Annotated in this window: 18 protein-coding genes and 2 pseudogenes; 13 read left to right on the forward strand and 7 right to left on the reverse strand. The window is 48.2% G+C overall.

Going from position 1 to position 22076, the window contains the following annotated elements; translation table 11 throughout:
• Positions 1-39 precede the first annotated feature (39 nt).
• Positions 40-440: pseudogene (locus BFW38_RS05050) on the reverse strand (TraB/TrbI/VirB10 family type IV secretion system protein).
• Between BFW38_RS05050 and BFW38_RS17635 the strand changes: the two are divergent.
• Entirely contained in the window at positions 424-597 is a 174-nt protein-coding gene (locus tag BFW38_RS17635; protein WP_084004782.1) for a LysR substrate-binding domain-containing protein, read from the forward strand. The pseudogene BFW38_RS05050 and the gene BFW38_RS17635 sit on opposite strands and share 17 nt — an antisense overlap.
• A gap of 286 nt (positions 598-883) precedes the next feature.
• On the forward strand, positions 884-1585 hold the full coding sequence (locus BFW38_RS05055; RefSeq protein WP_068997404.1) for an aspartate/glutamate racemase family protein: 702 nt from the start codon (positions 884-886) through the stop codon (positions 1583-1585).
• A 51-nt stretch (positions 1586-1636) separates the two neighbouring features.
• Here BFW38_RS05055 and BFW38_RS05060 read toward each other — a convergent pair whose 3' ends face one another.
• Genes BFW38_RS05060 through ptsP form a run of 3 tightly spaced genes read right to left on the reverse strand, consistent with a single transcriptional unit; the run spans position 1637 to position 7250 of the window.
• Entirely contained in the window at positions 1637-3406 is a 1770-nt protein-coding gene (locus tag BFW38_RS05060; protein ID WP_068997405.1) for a PTS fructose-like transporter subunit IIB, read from the reverse strand.
• Positions 3403-4371 carry a 1-phosphofructokinase gene (pfkB, locus tag BFW38_RS05065; RefSeq protein ID WP_068997406.1) on the reverse strand — a complete coding sequence of 323 codons (969 nt, stop codon included), beginning with the start codon at positions 4369-4371 and terminating at the stop codon, positions 3403-3405. Before pfkB ends, BFW38_RS05060 begins: the two co-directional genes overlap by 4 nt.
• Positions 4371-7250 (reverse strand): phosphoenolpyruvate--protein phosphotransferase, encoded by a 2880-nt coding sequence (gene ptsP / locus BFW38_RS05070; RefSeq protein WP_068997407.1) that lies wholly within the window; start codon positions 7248-7250, stop codon positions 4371-4373. The genes pfkB and ptsP overlap by 1 nt, the downstream gene beginning before the upstream one ends.
• 403 nt (positions 7251-7653) lie before the next feature.
• Here ptsP and cra point away from each other — a divergent pair, with 403 nt between their 5' ends.
• The 3 genes from cra to BFW38_RS05085 all read left to right on the forward strand — a co-directional run bounded on the left by cra (position 7654) and on the right by BFW38_RS05085 (position 10703).
• Positions 7654-8652, forward strand: a complete 999-nt coding sequence (gene cra / locus BFW38_RS05075; RefSeq protein ID WP_069000223.1) for a catabolite repressor/activator — start codon at positions 7654-7656, stop codon at positions 8650-8652.
• A 356-nt stretch (positions 8653-9008) separates the two neighbouring features.
• The gene (gene gap / locus BFW38_RS05080) at positions 9009-10013 is read left to right on the forward strand and encodes a type I glyceraldehyde-3-phosphate dehydrogenase (RefSeq protein WP_069000224.1); all 1005 of its coding nucleotides are present in this window, start codon (positions 9009-9011) and stop codon (positions 10011-10013) included.
• 15 nt (positions 10014-10028) lie between these two features.
• Positions 10029-10703: a bifunctional 4-hydroxy-2-oxoglutarate aldolase/2-dehydro-3-deoxy-phosphogluconate aldolase gene (locus BFW38_RS05085; RefSeq protein WP_068997408.1), complete on the forward strand. Its 675-nt coding sequence runs from the start codon at positions 10029-10031 to the stop codon at positions 10701-10703.
• On the opposite strand, the gene BFW38_RS05090 is transcribed toward BFW38_RS05085, so the two are convergent.
• Positions 10698-11480 (reverse strand): siderophore-interacting protein, encoded by a 783-nt coding sequence (locus tag BFW38_RS05090; protein ID WP_068997409.1) that lies wholly within the window; start codon positions 11478-11480, stop codon positions 10698-10700. The genes BFW38_RS05085 and BFW38_RS05090 overlap by 6 nt on opposite strands.
• An 88-nt stretch (positions 11481-11568) precedes the next feature.
• On the opposite strand from BFW38_RS05090, the gene BFW38_RS05095 reads away from it, so the two are divergent.
• Positions 11569-12015 carry a MarR family winged helix-turn-helix transcriptional regulator gene (locus tag BFW38_RS05095; protein ID WP_084004468.1) on the forward strand — a complete coding sequence of 149 codons (447 nt, stop codon included), beginning with the start codon at positions 11569-11571 and terminating at the stop codon, positions 12013-12015.
• 65 nt (positions 12016-12080) lie between these two features.
• On the opposite strand, the gene BFW38_RS05100 is transcribed toward BFW38_RS05095, so the two are convergent.
• On the reverse strand, positions 12081-13103 hold the full coding sequence (locus tag BFW38_RS05100; RefSeq protein WP_218186363.1) for an Ldh family oxidoreductase: 1023 nt from the start codon (positions 13101-13103) through the stop codon (positions 12081-12083).
• 339 nt (positions 13104-13442) lie between these two features.
• Positions 13443-14279: pseudogene (locus BFW38_RS17640) on the reverse strand (IS5 family transposase).
• 401 nt (positions 14280-14680) lie between these two features.
• Between BFW38_RS17640 and BFW38_RS17915 the strand changes: the two are divergent.
• The 7 genes from BFW38_RS17915 (at position 14681) to BFW38_RS05135 (ending at position 22025) form a co-directional block, all read left to right on the forward strand.
• The gene (locus BFW38_RS17915; RefSeq protein ID WP_175400935.1) at positions 14681-14854 is read left to right on the forward strand and encodes a hypothetical protein; all 174 of its coding nucleotides are present in this window, start codon (positions 14681-14683) and stop codon (positions 14852-14854) included.
• A gap of 71 nt (positions 14855-14925) precedes the next feature.
• Positions 14926-15828 (forward strand): McbB family protein, encoded by a 903-nt coding sequence (locus BFW38_RS17645; RefSeq protein WP_084004469.1) that lies wholly within the window; start codon positions 14926-14928, stop codon positions 15826-15828.
• Positions 15829-15892: 64 nt separating this feature from the next.
• Positions 15893-16615 carry a SagB/ThcOx family dehydrogenase gene (locus tag BFW38_RS05115; protein WP_175400936.1) on the forward strand — a complete coding sequence of 241 codons (723 nt, stop codon included), beginning with the start codon at positions 15893-15895 and terminating at the stop codon, positions 16613-16615.
• An 8-nt stretch (positions 16616-16623) separates the two neighbouring features.
• Positions 16624-17826, forward strand: a complete 1203-nt coding sequence (locus BFW38_RS05120) for a YcaO-like family protein (RefSeq protein WP_068997412.1) — start codon at positions 16624-16626, stop codon at positions 17824-17826.
• Positions 17827-17882: 56 nt separating this feature from the next.
• Positions 17883-19106, forward strand: a complete 1224-nt coding sequence (locus BFW38_RS05125; protein ID WP_068997413.1) for a JmjC domain-containing protein — start codon at positions 17883-17885, stop codon at positions 19104-19106.
• A gap of 3 nt (positions 19107-19109) precedes the next feature.
• The gene (locus BFW38_RS05130; RefSeq protein WP_068997414.1) at positions 19110-20933 is read left to right on the forward strand and encodes an ABC transporter ATP-binding protein; all 1824 of its coding nucleotides are present in this window, start codon (positions 19110-19112) and stop codon (positions 20931-20933) included.
• A gap of 471 nt (positions 20934-21404) precedes the next feature.
• Positions 21405-22025, forward strand: a complete 621-nt coding sequence (locus BFW38_RS05135) for a LysE family translocator (RefSeq protein WP_068997415.1) — start codon at positions 21405-21407, stop codon at positions 22023-22025.
• The last annotated feature ends 51 nt before the right edge of the window (positions 22026-22076 follow it).

A 22076-nucleotide genomic window follows, 5' to 3' on the forward strand; every position in this document is an offset into this window, starting at 1 on the left:
TTGTTGAAGAACAGCGGCTGATAGGGCCGCAGCACCAGATCACGGTTCACGATGATGCGCACCGGCAAAAATCAGATCCCAATGCCAGTCCACGTCGTCTTCCAGGCCGGCATAGCCCGCCAGGTCGGTGCCGATCAGGTTGTCGAGTGTGAGAGTGGACGTGTCCGGCAGGGTGATGCGGTTCCACACCTCCTGCACGCGGCTCTGGCTGTAGCTGACCTGGCTGTTGTACTTGCCCAGGATGCGCGAACCCTGCGGGATCAGTAGTAACTTGCCAGTGGCCGTGCATAGATCGGCTCCGTCACCGTAGCGATCACGTCGCCCGGCAGGTCGGACTTGATGCCCGTAATCAGCGCACCGGCGATCACTGTGCCAGCCATCACCTGATACGGCGAGGTGGGCATTTGCAGGTTGCCGGATTTTATGGTGCACCGAGACATCAAGCGTGGCCGCTTAGTCTCTGTGCTAGATGAGTATATCGAGCATCAGGGAACGTTCAGGCTGTTGTGGCCTTCGAGCAAATACCTGTCGCCTAAGCTACGCGTATTCATCGATTTCATGGTCGAGACGCTTTTTACGGAGGCGCGATCACTTTAAATCGCCTATCGATTCGCCTCCACTATCCACTAATGTTACCCCACTGATCTTGGTCCATTCATATACGTCAACCTGCGTTTTTCTCCTGGCAAGTGATCCCTTCATACCTCTTGTATTCGTTAATTGATTTAAATCATTCAGATAAATCTAACCGGTTTGTCAGGGGCACAAATGAGTGTTGGGGTCACAAAAAAAGGCTCGTCGATATGACGCTTGATATGAACAATGAGCTAGGGGTCATGAATAACCTTTGGGCCACTCATCATATTGAGATCAGGAGTCTTTGATGCACACCATCGGGTTACTGGGGGGGATGAGCTGGGAATCGACGTTGAGTTATTACAAGGCACTCAATGAAGGGGTTCGGCAGCGGTTAGGGGGGCTCCATTCGGCGCCTATTCTATTGCACAGTGTTGATTTTGCCGAAATTGAACAGTATCAACGATTAGGGGATTGGGCGACGATGGCCCAGCAGTTGACTGATGCCGCTCAAGGGCTGGAAAAGATCGGCGCTGATTTCATTGTGCTGTGTACCAATACCATGCATAAGATTGCGCCTGAGATTGAAGGTCAGTTGCATATTCCCTTATTACATATTGCCGATGCCACCGGTCTACAGCTGAGACAAGATCAGCGACGCAAAGTCGGTTTATTAGGCACACGCTTCACAATGGAAGAAGACTTCTATAAACAGCGTTTGACTGACCGCTTTGGGATTGAAGTGTTAGTGCCTGATGAAACCGGTCGAGAGCAAATCCACCGAATTATTTATGATGAGCTATGTCAGGGCGTGATCCGAGAGGACTCCCGAGCGATTTACCTGGATGTGATTCAAGCCTTGCATGCACAGGGTGCCGAAGGGGTGATCCTAGGGTGTACAGAGATCGCACTGTTGGTACAACAAGGCCATACCGATATTCCACTTTATGATACGACGTACCTTCATGCTGAACAGGCCGTGAAGCAGGCTTGTGGTGTTGAATCATAAGCCAAGCGTTGCCCGTTCAGGGCACGCTTGGCTGTTCGGTTGGCTATTGGATCAGGTCTCGACCGCAACGGTGGCAGCGCCACGTTTGGCGAATGCGTAGCTCAAGCCCGTGACCAGTGAACCTGCCAAGATTGCCCCGATATAAGGCAATACGGGGTTAATCGCATTGGGAATGAGCAGCACAAAAATGCCGCCGTGAGGGGCCATCAGTTTCGCGCCCGCCAGCATGGAAAGGGCGCCGGTTAAGGCACCGCCAGCAATGCAACAGGGAATCACTCGAAGCGGGTCTTTGGCGGCGAAGGGAATGGCCCCTTCACTAATAAAGCAGAAGCCCAGTATCAGAGAGGCTTTACCGGCTTCTTGCTCCGGTTTGGAGAATTTATGCCGTGCAACAAAGCTGGCAATCCCCATGCCGATGGCGGGTACCATACCCGAAGCCATAATGGCCGCCATCGGGGCATAGGTTTGCGAGGAGAGTAGACCAACCCCGAAGGTGTAAGCGGCTTTGTTCACTGGTCCGCCTAGGTCAAAGCACATCATCGCGCCCAGTAATACACCCAACAGCACGGCGTTGGCCGTATCCATCGAAGCCAAAAATTCATTCAAGCCGGTGTTCAGCTTAGCGACCGGGCCGCCGATGATATAGATCATCACCAAGCCTGTGACGAGGCTGGCGATCAGTGGAATAATCAAAATAGGTTTGAGCGACTCGACACTACTTGGCAGTTTAACCCAGCGTGTGATCGCTTGAGCGACATAACCGGCCAAAAAGCCAGCCAGTATCCCACCGATAAAACCGGTGCCAATATCGGCCGCCAGGAGCCCGCCAATCATCCCCGGGGCGATACCGGGCCGGTCGGCGATGGAATAAGCAATATAACCGGCCAGCACTGGGATCATCAGTTTGAAGGCCGTGCCTCCACCGATTTGCATCAGCGCTGCTGCCAGTGTGCCTTTTTCTTTAAACGCTTCGATCCCAAAGACAAAAGAAAGCGCAATTAAAAGCCCACCCGCGACGACCATCGGCAACATGAAAGAGACGCCGGTAAGCAGGTGCTTATAAAGCCCCTTTTCTTTGAAGCTTTGGCTGGATTGGGATTGTGCTGTAGTGGCTTCGGCTGACTCAAAGGTGGCTTCTTTAAGGGCGGATTCAATCGTGAGTTGAGGTTTTTTTAACGCTTGACCGGTTGAGGTGCGGTAAACCCTTTTCCCCGCGAAGCGGGTCGGGTCGACTTCAATATCGCAGGCTAAAATCACCACGTCGGCAGCGGCAATTTCATCGGCGGTCAATTGGTCTTGAGCACCGACAGAGCCTTGTGTTTCAACCCGTATTGAATAGCCCTGAGTCTTACCCGCTTCCGACAGGGCTTCGGCGGCCATAAAGGTATGGGCGACGCCTGTTGGGCAAGCGGTAACCGCGACGATATGCGTGCGGTCTGCCTGAGCGCTGACGGCTGCGTTATCGGTCGGCGTTGATGACGTTTCAGTCCACTCAAAGGGGCTGGCGGCTTGTTCAGCTTGATCCAAAAAGACGTCTGGATCAGGCAAAGCGGCGGCAATGGGGGCTTGATAGAGGCGTTGGCCTTGGAAGCGCTCTGCTTGGGGAAGGTGGTCGGCCGCCACAATAATCAGATCTGCGCGGTCGATTTGTTCCGGTGTGGCATAGTCGACTGGAGCCAGTTCACTATGCATTTCCACATGGCATTGCCAACCGCGTCGTTGAGCGGCATGTTCCAGGCGCCGGGCGGCCAAAAAACTGGTGGCCAGGCCGCTGGGACACTGGGTGATTAAAATGACATTGTAAGTATTATGGGCGGTCATGAGAGGCTGCTCTCGGTTGCGGCGTTGTCCATAGACTCAACCTGAGTCAGGTTCAATAGTGTGGTGAAGTCACTGGCCTGCGGATCTCCCACGCCGAGGTGGCGAACAGACTCAGCGGATAAAGCGGTGGCAAAACGTAAGGTGTCGTCAGGCGCATGCTGGTTCAACAGGCCATGTAGCATGCCCGCCATAAAGGTATCCCCTGCACTGACGGTATTTCGAGCATCGACTTGGGGCGGCGTGGATTGCCAAATACCGGCGCTGCTGACCCACAGCACACCTTCGGCACCGGCGGACAGCAGCGCATGCTCAATCCCTGATTGGTGAAGCCGTTGTGCGGCCTCCAATCGATAGCGCTGGTGGCTTAAAGGCATACCCGCCCATTCAGCCAGCTCATGTTCGTTGGGCTTGATGGCGGCAGGCTGCTGGGCAATCGCGGTCGTCAACGCCGGTCCGCTGGTATCCAGCCAAAGGGGAATGCCTGTGGCTTTCAATGTTTGCAGGCATTGGCCGAAAGTGTCCGTGGAGATCCCTTGAGGCAGGCTGCCCGCAAGCACAATGGCTTCAGGACGCTGATGCTGGATATGTTGCTGCAGGGTTTGTAGCAAGGTTTGGATATCGGCCTCACTGATGCTAACCCCTGGGCCATTGATGTCGGTGACCCGGCCATCGCTTTCAGCCAGCTTGGTGTTGATCCGGGTTTGTCCGGGGACTCGAACAAACGCATCTTTGATGCCGTAGGTTTTGAAGACATGACGAAAGGGACCGTCATTATCTTCGCCAAGAAAGCCACTGGCGGTGACTTGATGCCCCAGAACGGCTAACATTCGCGCGACATTGACGCCTTTACCCGCCGCTTCCAATTGAGATTCAGCCGGCCGGTTCACCGCGCCCAGCATGAGTTGGTCGAGATAAAAGGCCAAATCAATGGCGGGGTTCAGGGTAATGCTCATAACGTGGGCCATTAGACGTTCTCCAACAAGTCGCGCACATCGGCGCTGGTGGCTTGTGTTAAGGCCTGTTGGGCCAACTGCTGACCGGTCATCAGGTCAAACTCACGTAAGCGTGCTTTCACCAGTGGAATCTGTCGGGCGCTGACTGACAACTCATCAACCCCCAATCCCACCAAGATGGGAACGGCGCCACTATCTGAAGCCAGTTCACCGCAAACACCCACCCATTTGTCTTGGGCGTGGGCAGCCTCTACCGTCATTTGAATTAAGCGTAGTACGGCAGGGTGAAGACCGTCGGCCTGAGCCGACAGCTCTGGATGGCCGCGGTCAATTGCTAAGGTGTACTGGGTGAGATCATTAGTCCCGATCGAAAAGAAGTCGACTTCTGCAGCAAGTGTCGGGGCTAAAAGTGCACTGGAGGGCACTTCAATCATGACGCCCAGTTGAACATCCGTGGCCCGCTCGGTTTCGGGGAGAGCGGCCAATAACTGATCAAAGCGTTCACGCACACGGCGAAATTCAGCAATATCCTTGACCATCGGCAACATGATGCGCAGTGGGCGATCTTTGGCGGCGATCAGTAAAGCTTCCAGTTGGGTGTCCAGCACTTCGGGTTGAGTGAGGGCCAAGCGAATACCGCGTAGACCTAAAAAAGGGTTGTCTTCTTGAGGCACGGGCCAGTAAGGCAACGGCTTGTCACCACCCACATCCAGCGTTCGCGCCACTAGCGGTCGGCCATCTAGAGCCTCAATGGCTTGACGATATTCTTGAATCTGAGTCTCACGATCGGGGGCACTGGCGTGAGCCATGAACAAAAACTCGGTTCGCAGAAGCCCAACACCTTCAGCGCCGCGCGTCACCGCATCGGCCGCGTGAGCGGTATTCCCCAGGTTGGCGGCGACTTCAATCCGATGGCCGTCACGGGTTTGGCCTTGTTCGAAACGGTGATCCCAAGCCTCAGCCGCACGCTGCTCTTGCTGGGCCAGCTGCTGACGGGCCGTTTCCAGGCGGGCGCTATCGGGATTGGGAATGATCTGTCCCCGCTGGCCATCCAGAATCATCATATCGCCATCGGTGAGCGCCATAATGGTTTCGCCTGCGCCAACCACTGCGGCAATCCCGAGCGCGCGGGCCAAAATGGCACTATGGGCTGTCGCGCCACCCCGTGCAGTTAAAATACCTTGTACTCGGGCGGTATCCAGGCGGGCTACATCAGAGGGGCCAATATCTTCCATCACCAGAATATAAGGATGTTCCGGCGGTGTCGGCGGATGTATACCGCATAACACACTCAGTACGCGACGACCCACATCACGCAGATCAGCCGCACGTTCGGCTAATAACCGATCAGCCAGCATTTCCTGGGCATGAGCCGCGGTGTCGATGGCTTCCCACCAAGCGGCTTCTGCTGAGCGGCCTTCCTGAATGGCCTCTTCGGCGGCTTGACGGAGTTCGGGATCATCCAGCATTTCCTCATGCATGGAGAGAATATCCGCCACTTCATCGCCTTGAGCATCACGAATCAGGGTTTGAAGCTGGGTTGCGCCTTGTTGGATCGCTTGCTTTAAGCGTTGACGCTCTTGTGCAGGATCACTGGCATTGTGTGGGTAGTCAAACTGTAGTGGGCGAACCACAAATAAAGGCGCAATGGCCATGCCGGGCGCTGCGGCAATGGCTTGATGGATTTGATCTGCCGCCGGGGCCGCCAGTGAATGCTCAGGCGTTAGGGTTTGAGGATGGTCATCTTGACGTTCATGCCAAGGGGAGACCTTCTCACCCAGACCGCTCTGTATGGCCTCACTGACGGCCGCCAGCGCGGTTTCGGCGCCCTCACCTTCGGCCGAGAGCACCAGCCACTGTCCGCGTCGTGCGCCTAATCCAATGACTTTAGTGAGACTGGCTGCCGAGACACTTTGGGCGCTGCCTTCTTCCAACCGAATATTGATCGCACAAGCTTGAGCCCGCGCCACTTGGACCAGTTGCTTGGCTGGACGGGCGTGCAAGCCATGGGGGTTCAGCACGCGGACTCGGGTGGTGTGAGTATGCTCATCTTCACCAGCAAGCTGCGCTAATAACCGCTGGGCATCAGCGTTTAGGAGCTGCTCGCTGTTCGCTTGGGTCAGCAGCGTATGCAATTGCTCCAGGAGTGGGCGGTGTGCCTGTCCTTGAGCCGCCAGGCAAAAGACCAGATGGACGGGGTGGCCCTGATGGCTGAACGTCTTGTCCGTATCCGTATGAGGCGTCGCGATACTCAGCGCGGGCTGCTTGACGCCTTGATCGGCAGACACCAGCCAAAACCCTTGCCCCAGCCAGATCGGCGATTGTGCTGCAATCTGATTGATAAAGGTGGGGTCAACATGCTCCGCTTGCCTTAATCGAGCCGCTGCGGCCACGGCCAGCTCATGGATATCACGGGCCGGAAACTTCAAACACAAAGTGTTAATATCCAGCCGCGGCGTCGCGACGGGCTTGGAGAGCTGTTGCGCCATGCGCTCGGTGGATTGGGTGTTAGCCAATTGTTCGGCGATACCGTCTTGGTCTAATACATGGGTGAGCTGGCGCAGAATGTCCAAGTGCTCGTCATTTTGCGCGGCAATGGCGACTAAGACATACACGCGTTGTCCATCATGCCATGTCACCCCTTGGGGAAACTGAATCACTCGAACCCCAGTGCGCCTGACATATTGGCGGCTTTCAGGCGTGCCATGAGGAATGGCAATGGCATTACCCAGATAAGTGGAGGATTGAGCTTCGCGTTGATAGAGCCCATGGCGATACTCGGCATCGACCAAACCGGCCTCGTGTAATGTCTGCGCCGCTAGATCTAGAGCTTTCTCCCAGTCAGCAGCTTGGCAGCCAAGCACAATGTCATTGGGGCCGAGTGTGAGCATACAGTTCTCCTGTAACACAATAGGTCATGTCTCAAGGCTAGACGGCTTAGGGTCATTCAGCTGTCTCTCAATGAGCCATTATGTTTTGGAATCGGCCATTAAATGAGCTTTCGCTTCAGCCTTGTTGGCGCCCTTGTGACTTGGCCCTCGATGAACAGGGGCCTTGTGAATAAGGGCACCATATTGAGGTTACGCGCTTGTGATGAGCATGATAACCCTTGACGATATAATGCTGAATCGATTCACTCATTGGCACAAGGGGGCAGTTTTTAGACTTTGGTTGAGCCGACGTCAACCGCTATTTGTTTTGTATTGCGCCTGTCTGTCTTGTAAAAGGGCATCGAAAGGAGATGATGAGCGTCCTATCGAATGCATCATGCCCTCAGGAAATGGAGCTTTTATGATGAAGTTAGTGGATATCGCCAAACTTGCGGGGGTATCCCGTACGACAGCCAGTTATGTCATTAATGGACAAGCTGAGCAGCGTCGTATCAGCCAGGCCACAATTGATAAGGTCATGGCGGTGGTGCAGCAGCACCAATATCAGATTGACCCGCAGGCCGCAGCGTTACGGCGTGGGGCCAGTCGTCTCTTGGGACTGATTGTGCCTGACTTGGAGAATATCAGTTATGCCCGTTTGGCCAAGCGCCTTGAACATGGTGCTCGGGCTCAAGGGTATCAATTACTCATCGTCAGTGCGGATGACAACCCTGATAGTGAGCGTGCTTTGGCATTGGCGCTGCGGGCACAGCGCTGTGAGGTGTTGATTACCGCGAGTTGCTTGGCTGTTGATGACCCTTTTTACGTGGATTTAATGAACGAAGGCTGGCCGGTTGTCGGGATCGATCGAGGCTTAGCCGCAGAGGTTTTAGCCAGTGTTGTCAGTGATGATCAGGTGGCCGCTGAGGCATTAACGGAGTCAATTTTATTGGGGCCTGATGCCCATTTACGCTGTCAGCATGTCGTTTGGTTAGACGCCTTGCCTGATGTATCGGTCACGCGTGCCCGAAAAGCGGGGTATGAAGCGGCTTTGCAGCGAGTCGGGTTAACGCCGAGATGTTTCAGTGCGGAGCATTATTCTCGAGAGGCGGGAATGCGCCTTGCTGACCAGGTTTTCCAATCCCAACATCAGCCTATTGATGCCTTAGTGACCGCATCTTTTACACTGATGGAAGGCGTGCTTGACTGGATGATGCAACAATCTTACTGGCCAAATTCGCTTCAGTTAGCCACTTTTGGCGACCATCCGCTGCTGGATCTGATTGCTCAACCGGTGAATACCGCATTACAGGATTACGATCGCATCGCGCAGTTAACGTTGGATGCGGTACTGGCGGCGACGCAAGGCCACTATCAGCCGGGCCTACAAGTGGTGCCCAGACAAATTAAACAGCGTATTTGAGGGGGGTTGACTGAAGATTCTTCATTGAGTCTTGCGGTCATTGTACATATCCGCCATCAACTTAATCGCTATTGCTCAGATCGGCGATCCATGCTCGACTGATCGATAACCCTTGATCGAATTGCTTTACGTCATGACCTGCCGTTTATACCCTGAACGGATAACACCCTAATCAAATCCAGCAAGCCTAGCAGGAGTTGAAGACCCAACAGAGTTGAAAATCAAAAGGAATTGAAAGCACACAGCAACAGCAAATGAAGCGCTGTTGGTATCTGTAAATCCCTGGGATATCGATGACCCCAGGGGTGCCCATCAAGGTTGAGTGGGGGAGTGAATCTATGAGCTTAAATAAACCGATGAGCTTAAAAGTCGCAATTAACGGATTTGGTCGCATTGGGCGGAATATTTTGCGCGCCTTGTATGCCCATCCTGATTATCGTCAAGTCATTGATGTGGTGGCGATTAATGATTTAGGCGATCCTGCGTTCAATGCCCATTTATTACGCTATGACACGGTTCACGGCCCTTTTGGGGTTGAGGTCTTACATGATGAAAGCAGCCTGACCGTGGCCGGTGATCGCATCATGATGTTGGCTGAGCGAGATCCGGCTCAATTGCCATGGGCTGATTTAGGTGTGGACTTGGTGATGGAGTGCACCGGCTTATTTACCCAGCGCGAGGCGGCGGCACGTCACCTATCGGCAGGTGCTGGGCGAGTGTTAATTTCAGCCCCATCGGCGGATGCGGATGCGACGGTTGTGTTTGGGGTGAATCATCAGGTGCTGCGACCTGAGCATCGAGTGGTGTCGAATGCCTCTTGTACGACCAACTGTCTGGCTCCCATCGCGAAGGTATTGCATGAGGCCATCGGTATCGAGCAGGGGCTCATGACGACCGTGCATGCTTATACCAATGATCAATCCTTGTGCGATGGTTATCATAGTGACCTTTATCGGGCGAGAGGGGCAGCGCAATCCATGATTCCAACGAAAACCGGTGCTGCCGCCGCAGTGGGGTTGGTGCTGCCGGAGTTGGCTGGGCGATTGGATGGCTTGGCTGTTCGGGTACCGGTGGTGAATGTATCCTTAGTGGATTTAACCTTTACCGCATCGCGTGAGACCAGTGTGGCGCAGGTGAATGAACTCATGACACAAGCGGCAGACCAGTCCACGATTCTGGATGTCAATGCGCTGCCTTTGGTGTCTGTCGATTTTAACCATAACCCTTACTCCTCAGTGTTCGATGTCAACCATACCCGAGTGTCAGGTTCATTGGTGAAGGTGATGGCCTGGTATGACAATGAATGGGGCTTTTCTAATCGAATGCTGGATACCGCGATGGCGATGGCCGCGATTCGATAACACAATAGGATCAACATGCACGCGGCAAATCTGGTAGCACACACCCAATCACTGGACCATCTACTGCAGATGGGGCCAGTGATTCCGGTATTAACGATTGAACGTTTAGAAGACGCCGAACCTATCGGACAGGCCCTTTATGATGGCGGAATTCGGGTGCTTGAGGTGACCTTAAGAACCGAGTGTGCGCTGGAGGTCATCGGCCTGCTTCGCCAAGCCTTACCCGATATTTATCTGGGCGCGGGTACGGTACTCACACCAGAGCAATTTCAACAAGCTGAAGCCGTAGGGGCCGATTTTGTGGTGACACCCGGCACAACGGAAGCCCTTTATGATTATGGCCAACAAAGCCATATCCCTTTATTGCCGGGCATCGCGACCGCTTCGGAATTAATGCACGGATGGAGCAAAGGGTATCGACGGTTTAAATTTTTTCCCGCTGAAGCCAGTGGTGGTGTGGCCATGCTTAAAGCATTGGCTGGCCCCTTTCCTGAAGCCATTTTTTGCCCCACGGGGGGGATCGGTACGGAACAGTTGGCGCAATATCTAAGCCTGCCCAATGTGCCTTGTGTTGGTGGCTCATGGTTAACGCCAAAAGATCACCTGCAGGCGAAAGATTGGGGGGCAATCCAATTGCTGGCTGAGCAAACGCTTGCCGTGTATTCTACGGCTAAGCGTTTCTCATCATGATGGGTTCTCATCATCAAGGTCCGTAGCCCCGGTTTTCCAGTAGGCCGAAATACGCGTATAGTCACTGGGGTGGCCCTTTTCAGTGACGATGAGCTGGCGCAATTGCTTCATCGTATGACCTTCACCGGCTCCCCAGACAAAGCCGTCGCCTTGAGGTAAGTCGAGCTGTTGCACCTGATCAAGTAAGGCCTCTAGACTGCTGACCCAGTGCACCTGGCGAGACGACGTTGATGCCATCATCTGGCGCTGGTCTTCAGGGTGATCGACCTGGGCAATCACGGTGATGTGGGCATCCAAGGGTAACTCTTCGATACGACGATGAATGGCGGGCAAGGCGGTTGGATCACCGATGAGCCAGTACCAATCATAATCCATTGGGATAATCATCGAACCGCGTGGGCCCGCCAAGTGTGCTTGATCGCCGATTTTAACCTGTTGGGCCCAATCGGATGCCGCCCCATCGGCGTGGACAACGAACTCAAGTTCTAAGATACCGGCTTCTGGGTTAAAAGCTCTGGGCGTATAATCCCGGTTCACCTCATTGCCCTGACCATCGGGTACAAACACCTTAATATGATCGTCGAATGACATGGAAGGTAATCCTACCAAGTCATCCCCTTCGAGTAATATCCGAATGAAACTCGGTGACAGCGACTCTACTTGGGTGACAATCGGGTAACGGTGTTGAATCTCATGCCGCACTTTTTGGATCTGGTGAGGCGGTTTGGGCTCATGAGCGGGGATGCGTTCATAAGCGGGGTGTGAGTGTTGCGTCATTGGCGTCTCCATGGTTGGCATTCATGCCTATTTGGTTGATAATGTCATCCAATATATTGTTCACCTATAAAGTTGATATTGTCAACCAATGGACCAGCCGACACCAGAAGCCATCTTTGATGCGATCAGTTTCCTGAATCACGAGATTCGCTCTCGTCATTATCAGGTCAGCCGTGAGCAAGGCGCAGGCATTGCGGGTATGGAATTTAAAGCCTTGCGCTTTATCGCGACCCATGCTGGCGCCACCCAGCGAGACCTTGTCGAACGTTCCGGGCGTGATAAAGGGCAAGTCGCGCGAGTGGTTGATAAGTTGAAGAAATCTGAGTTAGTGCAGGCTGTTGCCGATGAGCATGACCGCCGTATTGCACGCCTTCAAGTGACCGAGAAAGGCCAGCAATTGCACCACGAATTTCAACGCTTAAATGATGAAATTGCCCGCCAAGCGACATCGACCTTCACCGATGAAGAATGCGGCCAACTCTTACGCCTTCTGGAGCAAATGAATCAAAACTTGCGGTCTTCTGAGCAGGGGTAACGTCTCTTAGAGATGCACCGTATCGTTGAACAATACCGCCTGCTCCGGCGTTGGATGTGGCGCCATCAATTCAGTAATGCCTTGATATCGTTGAGTAACGCGGTAGGCACTTCGACAATCCCAGTGGCGGCGGTTTCCCGGCGTGCTTTGAAACGTCTTTGAGAAGGCAAGCGCGCGCCTTGGCCCTGGATAGACTCAAACAAGGTTTCCGCACGAACCAAGTGTTCAGCCGTTGTATCGCCTAGAAAGCGTGCCGGGTCCATCACGATAATCAGCTCACCGTGATAGGGCGAGGCATTTGCGCCATCATCCCAAGCCATCGATTCTGCACTGGTCATATCGCCAATCAGCGGCCCGGCAATAAGCTCGATCATCGCCGCTAATGCAGAGCCCTTATGCCCACCAAAAGTCAACATCGCCCCTTTAAGCGCCTCGACCGGATCGGTCGTCGGATGACCTTGCGCATCAATCGCCCACCCCTCGGGGATCGGCTGTTCATTGCGACGATGCAACTCAATATCACCGCGCGCGATCGCACTGGTGGCAAAATCGAAGACAAAAGGATCACTGTTGGGGCGGGGCCAGCCAAAGGCCAACGGGTTCGTGCCAAATACCGGGCGTGAGCCACCCGACGGCGCTACCCAGGCATGGCTCGGATTACAAGCGATCGCAACCAACCCCTGTGCGGTGAGCTGCTCAATTTCCACCCATAATGCAGAAAAGTGGACACAGTGATTAATCGCCATCGCCGCAATACCACAGTGTTTCGCTTTATCCACCAGTGAGGGCAAACCTCTGCGAAAAGCCAACGGAGAAAAAGCCCCTTTAGCATCAACACGGACAATCGCTGGCGCCTGATCAAACACCTCCGGCTCCGAGATCGGATCCGCTTTACCCGCTTGCTTAGAACTCACCAGGCCTAATAAACGATAAACCCCATGCGAGGCACACTGATCCGCCTGACCCGCCATTAACGTGGCCGTCAAAGCCTCAACATGGGGCTCAGAAAAGCCATGATGCCTGAGCACCTGTTGGCTTAATGCCGTGAGTTCCTTCAACGAAATTTGAGAGATGGGGACCGCCGACATGTAAACTCCTGATGATTCAGTAGTGATCAGTTTTTTTATTCGATCTTCTATTAACATTCGATCTTCTATTTAAGAGGCGATCTCATTGAGAAGCAAGTGGCATGGCCTAGAACACGTTTTTGGCCGGTCGGTCGCGTATGATGCAGGCCGATTTGGCTTATGGCACGCTTTCTATGGATAATGATTTGTAAGTTCTGACAACACGTTACCTGATGATGGGCTCAGTGTTGGCCGCCAAGATTAATCTGGTTTGCCGCCGACTCTTGTGGAATTCGTGGCGGTCATGAGTTTGATATCGATATGTCAGTTATCGATATCCCATGCTCTGCTTTACTTTGATTAGGCTCTGTTTGAAAAGTCAGCCCTCATACATTGCTCGATGCAGGCCCGCGTCACCATGGCTTTAAAACTAGTGGCCAGCTTATCGTAACGGGTATTGAGACAACGTTTTTCCTTTAGCCAGCTAAACAGACATTCCACTACATTACGCTGGCGATGATATTTTGGCCGATCAAACTGATGGGAAAACCCCAGTTTCGGGCATCGATGCATACGGCGCTGCGGGATGATCGGACGCATGCCGTAACGCATCACTGTCATACCCCTTGTCTGCCACGATGTAACGGCTGCGTTTGCGAGGCCGACCTGAGCGTCCCGGCAAGCGGACTTTTTCTAACAGTTCCGTCAGATAAGTCGAGTCGGCGCACTGGCCCGCCGACAAGGAAAAGGCAAGGGGAAAACCATGGCGATCACACACCATATGTATCTTCGTGGTCAGGCCCCCTCTGCTACGGCCAAGCGCACGATCTACGGGTTCTACCAATCCCCTTTTTTTCCGGCACCGCTGGCCGACCGAGTTGCTCTCATGGAGGTTGAATCGACCATCCATGTATCCAGATCCATGTTGCCATCTTCACACAGACGAATATGTAGGTGGGCCAGTATCTGGTCAAAAGTACCGTCATCGCGCCATTGTCGAAAACGTTGATAGACCGTTTTCCATGGACCGTAACGTTCCGGTAGATCGCGCCACTGTGCCCCCGAACAAAGAATCCAAAGAATACCGTTGAGCATCTGACGATCGTCACGCCGTGGGCGGCCCATTGTCTGTGGCTGAGAAACAATATCTTTAATCATCTCCCAACGCTGGTCAGAAAGCTCGTAACGGCCTGTCATATCTCCTCCTGTTCAATGAACTGGAATAGCATAACATTCATGTCTTTTTAGACAGAATCTAGTTTAAAGATGGTTGATCAGTTACTTGTTACGTGCGAGATCTATTACATATGAATGATAGATTAACCTGTTGAGAATACGGATTATATAGTGATTATTATTTTTAAAATAGATAAGCCATTGTTTTTATGTGTGAAAAAATATTTAATAAATCTTTGTTGAAAAAAATAATTGTTGGATGAGAATCTAATTGTGGGATGGATGACCCACTATTTAAAGTCTAAGGAGTGGCTGATCTATCATGCATACTAAAACTGCTTCTATGTGATTAGTGCTTCTTCGTCTTGTACCAAGGATGGTATGGTTAAACCCATTTACTATGGAAAGGAAAGGTGAAGGAAATGTCTAAAATATCAATTGAAACTACTAAAGATTCACAATCTACTAAGTTTGGAAGCGTAGAGTTTGTTAATAGTTCTGCCACAGACCAGTACTCTGACCAAGAACAACGCCGCGGTACTGAAGTTGGCAATCAGTCTGGCGGTAGCTGCCAAAATAGTGGCGGTGTTCATTAAATAGTTGGAGAGGGGGGGGGCTCTCCCCTCCCTTTTTTCTATAACTTAGACTGGTTTTTTAGGTGAATTATATGAAGAGTTATTATCAGAAGCCTTTTAATATACAAGAAGGTTCTAGTGGGTCTCTAGTGTATAGCTCTGGTGGAGCAGTAAATATAGAAAATGAACCGCTTGCAAAAATGATAATAAATTTTTTTAAAAAAGAAGGTCAATATATAAATAGCCATTCTCTACAGCAGTGGTGTTCAGCGAATGGGCTTGAAAGGAATGAGGTTATTTCATTTTTAATAAATGACGCGAAGCTCCTTTGCGAGATAAGCGAAGATAAAGATATCCATAAGGAGATAATCGTAGTTGCCAATTACAATAATATAGATGATCTCTCGGAAGCTCTTTCTGATGTGAGCCCTTATGATATAATAAAATGCCCTGAAAGTGATATTAAGGAGCTTTCTGGAATTATAAGCTCTTGCATCAAACCAATGGTTGTCTTTTATTCGGAAGACTACAGCAAAGAAGCCGTGTTGAGTTTGTACAGTGAAGGAAACAAGTCGGAGAATCCAGAAGTTTCATTCTCAACGTCTTATTTTCTTCATGACTCTTTTATAGTGGATGCTATTTTTTCTCCAAAAAAAAACACCCCTTGTCATTTTTGCCATTATGACATGTGGTATGATCAAGCATTAAATAGGGAGTTTACATCGAAATCTTCATGGTTTTCATTTTATAAAAAAGCAAATGATGCTAATTGGCCTATAAGAAGGTCGCTTCCAGTATCAAAAATTAATCGATATACATGTTTCTTTCATTTAAAAAGAAAAATATCACCATTCTTTGGTTCAAACTTAACTGGATCTTATCCTGAAGAGCTCGTGTCATTTTTCCAGCTAAGATTACCCAGTGGTCTTTCACACAGTGACATTGTCCCTCATTCAACTGCATGCTCTTGCTCCGGAGGAAAATATGTCATATAGGCTACTTAATTTAATTCGTCAGTTTTCAGATCAAAAAATTTTGTCAGATATAAGACGGTTTCATATGAAAACGTCTAGCACTTATGTCAGAGGTAATGAATACAACCCTCCTGCTACTCTTAAACCTATTGATGTAAATAAAAAATATCTAAAAATTATAGAGTTTTCTGATATACGCTATACTTTAGAAAATGACCACTCAATAATACTCCATAATAGAAGGAGAATAAAAAAAGAAAGAGCTCCTTCTGCATGTCATATAGAAGGAAAAAACCTCAGCTTTACTGAGATAAGTGACATACTCTATAACTCTTTTGGATCATATTCTAATGGACGTAGGCCATACCCAAGTGGTGGAGCGATTTACCCTATTGGATTCATTGTCTGTGTGCTAAAGGATATTTTATTAGAAGAAAATGGTGTGTTAGCTATCCAATCAGGGGTTTATCAATATAGACCATCTAAAAATAGTCTTGATGAAATATGGACGGGAGATATCAATACTCTAAAATCCTGTATTTTGAGTGGAAAGGATGGCGAGAAATATAACCCTACAATTGCTATCATTTATGTAAATCATCCAGAAAAAAACTCTATAAAGTATAGATATAAGTCTTACAGACTTTCTCTCATGGAAGTCGGTTCCGCATATCAATCTGCAATTGAAACAGCAAACCTACTTGGGATAGAACAAAGGTTATTAGCATCGTTCTGTGACTTTGAAATAGCAAAAGAACTAGGTCTAGATGCACGTTATGTGCAACCTTGTGTCGTGCAAATATTTTAGGAGATCACATGATTATCAACGAAGGAGTTTTTACTCCTACATTCTCCACAAACATGATCATACAAGACCAAATTACATTAGGGTGGCCTAAGCATATAGCTGCATATCTAGGGAAAGGTTATCTTGGCCTTTCATTTTCTGATGACCGTGATAATGCTTACCTCGCTGCATGTGGAGAATATGCCGAAAGGGCTTTTTTTAACAAGAGGATGCGAGGAGTAAGTAGAAAAAAACTTTCTGACTTACCTGATAGTAACAGACAACAGTTGTATTCGTTCATAAAACAAATGTGTCCACTCGACCTTGTCAATGAAATAAATACACATGAATTTGATTTGTGTTTGGTAGAGTCTATCACCGATGATGAAACACTTCTTGTTCCTACAGCAGTCATCTCCATTGGTGAACAACAAGATTCACAATTTATAGTAAGCAGAGATACCACGGGAAACTCTGTTCATTTTGACGAAAATAAGTGCTTCAATAATTCTTTGCTTGAGTTTGTAGAACGACAAAGCCTGATAACATCATTTCTTTACTCTAAGGGGCAAACTCGCTTTGACATAGATGATTTATCAATATTTGGGTCAAGCTGTAATCTCATAAAAAAAATATTGTGCTATGGGGAAGTTTATGCAGCTGACATATCTTTATTTGAGAATGCATATACTATTTTACTCTGTTTTTCTAGCTCTAAAGAAAATGCCTCCGTAATGTACTCTGTAGGATGCTCTTCCAGCTATAGTATAAAAGAGGCTTTTGAGAAATCCGCGCGCGAACTATATAGTTCATTTGTTACTATGCTTTCTATATATGATGAAGGAGATGGCTCCTATTATGAAGAATATGAAAAAAATATGGATTATTATTTAAAGCTTTACTATGATAAAAATCATCCTGATACTTATAAAGAGTTTGGGGTTTTTTTTAATAACTCTATCCCTGAAGTCAGAACATCCGAGGCTGTATTCTGTCCGAAAAAACATTTTGAGGATCTTCTTGAAGATATTTCAGAAATATCGGGCAGGGTATATAGCTATAGATCAGAAATTTTATTCCCCAGAAAAGAAAAGCTATACGTTTGCAAAATATTTAGTCTAGATATGTTCTACAATATGGATATCTCTAGGAAATGTAATCTGAATAATAAAATAACATCTTTGTATGGTGGGGTGAGTTCGCGTGATATAAAATTTATTCCTTTTCCATAATGAATATAAAAGTCTTAACTGAATTTTGTTTGTGTCTTTTTTAAGGAATGAAGAAGATGCTTGATAAAAGATTTATGGCGGAAGCCAGTTTAAAAAGTTTATTAGAGATAGATGATGTTGATTGTTTTCTGGATAAGCTAGGTGATAATAAGCCTTGTTTGATACCTAATGATGGGAGCTCATTAGGTCGACTGATTAGCTACGATGATGTTGCTCAACTATTAAAAAATAGCAGGCACTGCAACCCCGGGGTTAGGCTAGCCAAGAATGGAAATATTATACCCCATGAAGAATACACATATTCTTATAGTAATTTTCAGGGAGAAGCCGCCGAACTGCTTTGCCATAAAGCGATCTATGACTGTTTCTTAGATGGAGCGACAATAATATATGATAACATAGAGGAACGGCTTGAAAAATTGTTAAAATTGATACAGTCAATGGAATATTTGTTAGAAGAGTACTGTTCAGCTCATCTATATGTTTCTAAAGAAGAGGAATCAGGCCTAGATATTCACTGGGATGATCATGATGTGCTTGTTCTTCAGATACATGGTCAGAAAAAATGGACTCTGTATGAGAAAGACATCAAGTATCCTGTACGGTCTGATAGGCTGAGAAATCCAGGGATGCCCGGCGCCGAAATCTGGAGCGGTGTACTTGATCCAGGAAACATCCTTTACCTTCCTAGAGGATATTGGCATTTACCGGAAGCAACAGGCGAAATATGCTGCCATATAAGCATTGCAATAGACAGAAAAATCGGGAAACAGTACATTCATTGGCTAATGAATCATTTATCAGATGAGCTTATCTCTCGAGTGGATGTGCCATCTTCATCCAGTGAAAATCATCACTTGTTCACAAGTAAAATTAGTCAAATGCTGAATGAGGCGGTAAAAAAAAATGGTACGAAAGAATATCGAAATGCTTTGATGTTACATAGTCGGCCACGCCAGTTCTATGACTTTGTCATGTTAGGCGCGTTAGAGGTTGAAAAAATAATAGAGGAGGAGCACTACTACTTCAATCTTGAAAGCAGGTTCCCTCTGAATATAGAAAGTGATGATCATCAGGTTTGGTTCTATCAGTGCTCAAAAAAGTTTTCATACCCTATCTATGCTAAAGGTTTATTGGTTCTCCTTGTTGAATCTGCTTGGGTAGATTTCTCTGATATACAAAAAGCTAATCAAGGAAAATGCACTCGTGAAGAAATAAAATCCTTAATGATTGGGTTGATTCATGAGGGTGTCGCTAGGGTGCAGAATAAGCAGGGGTAATATATGCGTAGTTTTTATGAAGATATAAAACGGTTTTTTAGAGCGCTAAATTTTTCAGGGAAGTCTGAGGGACTACGCTTTTTCTTCATGTCTCTAATGTTTCTTTCAGTTTTCAGTTCCGTACTCACTGTGATTCAACCATTTCTTTACATGGAGTTAATTGATAGCATCGTTGGCGACTCAGGGTCACGATTAAGTCTATCGACAGAGTCTATTATCTTTATCTATGGAACATGCTTTATTATAGCAAGGGTTGCTGATGAGCTATGGAAGGCAGTTTTTACTGACTTTACATTGTCCGCACAGAGACAACTGGCAGATAAAGCTTTTGATCATATCATAAGGTTGCCAAGCGCTTTCTTTCTTGGAAAAGAGAAACATACGTTACCTAGCATTATTTCAAAAGCTAGGTATGGTGTGCACGAGATAATTTCAGTCTCTTTAGAAACGATCATTCCAGTGACTTTAGAGTTCCTTTTGGTGTCTTTGATAATTTATATTCTTTTCCCAGGGACAGTACTAACCATTCTAATTATATCTGTCGTAATATTTGTGTTTGTAGCCATTTGGGGGTCTGAGAAAATAAGACCATGGCAAAGAAAGTTTACTGAAGAAAATAATAAAACACACCAAGTTTTAGGCGAGATTCTCTCATCTGAGGAAGCTGTTAAGTCATTTAATATGGAAGATTGTTTCAAGGGAAAATATTTAGCTCATATGACTGCTTTTGAGAAATACTGTACTAAGTTTTTCAGGTGGTCTGCGTTCATTGGTTCTATGCAAATGCTTTCTGTTGGTGGCGCATTGATACCGATGCTATTGATTTCTTTTAAGTTGCTTGATAGTGGGGCTATAACGCTAGGGGCGTTCGTCATGATCAACGTCTTGACGATTCAGCTAATCATGCCGTTAAGACGTTTGGCTTTTGCCTATCGTCAAGTTAAAGAGGGCGCTGTCGACATAGAGCAGTTAGATAATGTTTTATCTATCCCTATTGAAACGGATAGAGTGGGTGGGGCGGATAAAAATATAGAGTCAGAGTCTCTCTCCATCTCATTCAAGAATGTATATTTTTCATATATGAATGATGACAAATATGTCCTTAAAGATGTTTCTTTTACTATTCCTCATGGAAAAACGTATGCATTTGTTGGAGCCTCTGGTGCAGGAAAGTCTACAATTTCAAGGCTGATAATGAGATATTATGACATTTCAGAAGGTGGAATAATTTTAGGCGATAAAAACCTTGAAAGCTTTTCTAGAGATGCGGTAAGGCGCTCTGTAGGAATTGTTTCTCAAGATGTTGTTCTGTTCAACGACACTCTGAGATTTAATCTTGATTTTGGTCAAGAGTTATCTGATCAAAAACTGATGGAGTCATTAAAATCTGTTGGTCTAGATGATTTTGTAAAATCACTTGAAAATGGTTTAAATACTGTGGTTGGTGATCGTGGAATGAAACTATCTGGAGGTCAAAGGCAGAGAATAGGAATTGCAAGAGCCGTGTTAAAAGAGCCTAAAATAATGATTTTTGACGAAGCGACATCTTCACTGGATATGCATACGGAAAAAACAGTTTCTAAGAATATAAATGCAGTTTCAAGAGAGAAGACGACTATTATCATTGCTCATAGATTATCGACCATTATGAATGCAGATAAAATCTTGGTCCTCGATCAAGGGAAGGTGGTTTCAAGTGGGACACATGATGAGCTTATCTCGTCATGTGAAATATATAAAAAATTGTATAAAACTGAAGATGTCTCCAAAGAAACAGCAACGCCATGCGTTGAGGGTGTTCATATTCCTGCGCCCCCCGGTGCTTAGAGACCTTACCTAGCCGCCAACGCGGGTCTCAACCTCGGCAATGAGGTGGACACAAACGCCTCGATTGCTGAAGACAAGAGGCATAAGCTAGCATTTCTTCGCTTGCAAGCAAGCTCCCACAACCCTTCGATGAACCTCTGAACTTCCTGTGGGAGCCTGCTTTCAGGTGATGATGAAGGGCTGCAATCAGACCAGCGATAGCCATCAACCCATGTCAATCAATGCGCATTTTTGACTGGCGCCATCGCTCAAGGTGTTTCAATATCAAGCCATTAGGGATGTGTCTTGGCAGCATAGCGAGCACAGACTTTGATACAAACGCGCATGCGCACTTTTCACAAGAGACAGTGGTTAGGGATATGTAAAATATTATCTAATTCAGTAGGTTATCGGCTTTTGTGCTCGTTGTCGCCTTGAGAAAAACACGCATGCGCGAAATTAAAAATGTTAGTTCAAAGAGGAGAATCAATCGTGACCTTATCGACGATCCTTTTATTCATACCTGCGAGCTTTGCTCTGAACATGGCTCCTGGGCCAAACAATCTCCTTGCTATGGCGAACGCCAAACGATACGGCATCAAGGCAGCCTGTTGTGCTGGCATTGGTCGGCTTGTTGCTTTTGTCGGCATGATTACTCTTGCGGCTACAGGCTTGGCAACAGTGTTGTATACATCGGAGAAGTTATTTCTCGTCATAAAAATCCTCGGCGGTCTATATCTACTTTGGCTGGCTTTTCAGCTTTGGACAGCAGACCCGGGCGGTGCCGATGATGAGTCACCAGCGGGTAAAAACATGCTCCAATTGGCGAAACAAGAATTTCTTTTGGCTGCGGGCAATCCAAAGGCAATTTTAATTTTCACTGCCTTTCTTCCTCAATTCGTAGACCCTTCAGGTTCAATAGGGCTTCAGTTCTTGATCTTGGGAGCTCTTTTTCTGATGCTAGAATGGATCGCGATAGGCTCCTACGCCTTCTTTGGTAAGGTGTTGCGTCATTGGTTTTCTCGTCCGGCCATGCGTCAATTGTTCAATAGGATCTGTGCAGGATTTCTTGGCAGTGCCGGGGTAGGGCTTCTTCTAGCTCGCCGTGAGTGAACTAACCAACCGCGTAAGGCGGACGTCCCTGACGGCCCGCCGCTTCGCTTT

This window comes from Terasakiispira papahanaumokuakeensis (assembly GCF_001709345.1).
Lineage (GTDB): Bacteria > Pseudomonadota > Gammaproteobacteria > Pseudomonadales > Halomonadaceae > Terasakiispira > Terasakiispira papahanaumokuakeensis.

Bases quoted from the DNA above. Each gene is read 5' to 3' on its own strand.
- gap (WP_069000224.1), top strand. From the start codon at position 9,009: ATGAGCTTAAAAGTCGCAATTAACGGATTTGGTCGCATTGGGCGGAAT.
- BFW38_RS05125 (WP_068997413.1), top strand. From the start codon at position 17,883: ATGCTTGATAAAAGATTTATGGCGGAAGCCAGTTTAAAAAGTTTATTA.
- BFW38_RS05060 (WP_068997405.1), bottom strand. From the start codon at position 3,406: ATGACCGCCCATAATACTTACAATGTCATTTTAATCACCCAGTGTCCC.
- cra (WP_069000223.1), top strand. From the start codon at position 7,654: ATGAAGTTAGTGGATATCGCCAAACTTGCGGGGGTATCCCGTACGACA.
- pfkB (WP_068997406.1), bottom strand. From the start codon at position 4,371: ATGGCCCACGTTATGAGCATTACCCTGAACCCCGCCATTGATTTGGCC.
- BFW38_RS17635 (WP_084004782.1), top strand. From the start codon at position 424: ATGGTGCACCGAGACATCAAGCGTGGCCGCTTAGTCTCTGTGCTAGAT.
- ptsP (WP_068997407.1), bottom strand. From the start codon at position 7,250: ATGCTCACACTCGGCCCCAATGACATTGTGCTTGGCTGCCAAGCTGCT.
- BFW38_RS05100 (WP_218186363.1), bottom strand. From the start codon at position 13,103: ATGTCGGCGGTCCCCATCTCTCAAATTTCGTTGAAGGAACTCACGGCA.
- BFW38_RS05085 (WP_068997408.1), top strand. From the start codon at position 10,029: ATGCACGCGGCAAATCTGGTAGCACACACCCAATCACTGGACCATCTA.
- BFW38_RS05130 (WP_068997414.1), top strand. From the start codon at position 19,110: ATGCGTAGTTTTTATGAAGATATAAAACGGTTTTTTAGAGCGCTAAAT.
- BFW38_RS05120 (WP_068997412.1), top strand. From the start codon at position 16,624: ATGATTATCAACGAAGGAGTTTTTACTCCTACATTCTCCACAAACATG.
- BFW38_RS17915 (WP_175400935.1), top strand. From the start codon at position 14,681: ATGTCTAAAATATCAATTGAAACTACTAAAGATTCACAATCTACTAAG.
- BFW38_RS05115 (WP_175400936.1), top strand. From the start codon at position 15,893: ATGAAAACGTCTAGCACTTATGTCAGAGGTAATGAATACAACCCTCCT.
- BFW38_RS05055 (WP_068997404.1), top strand. From the start codon at position 884: ATGCACACCATCGGGTTACTGGGGGGGATGAGCTGGGAATCGACGTTG.
- BFW38_RS05090 (WP_068997409.1), bottom strand. From the start codon at position 11,480: ATGACGCAACACTCACACCCCGCTTATGAACGCATCCCCGCTCATGAG.
- BFW38_RS05095 (WP_084004468.1), top strand. From the start codon at position 11,569: ATGGACCAGCCGACACCAGAAGCCATCTTTGATGCGATCAGTTTCCTG.
- BFW38_RS17645 (WP_084004469.1), top strand. From the start codon at position 14,926: ATGAAGAGTTATTATCAGAAGCCTTTTAATATACAAGAAGGTTCTAGT.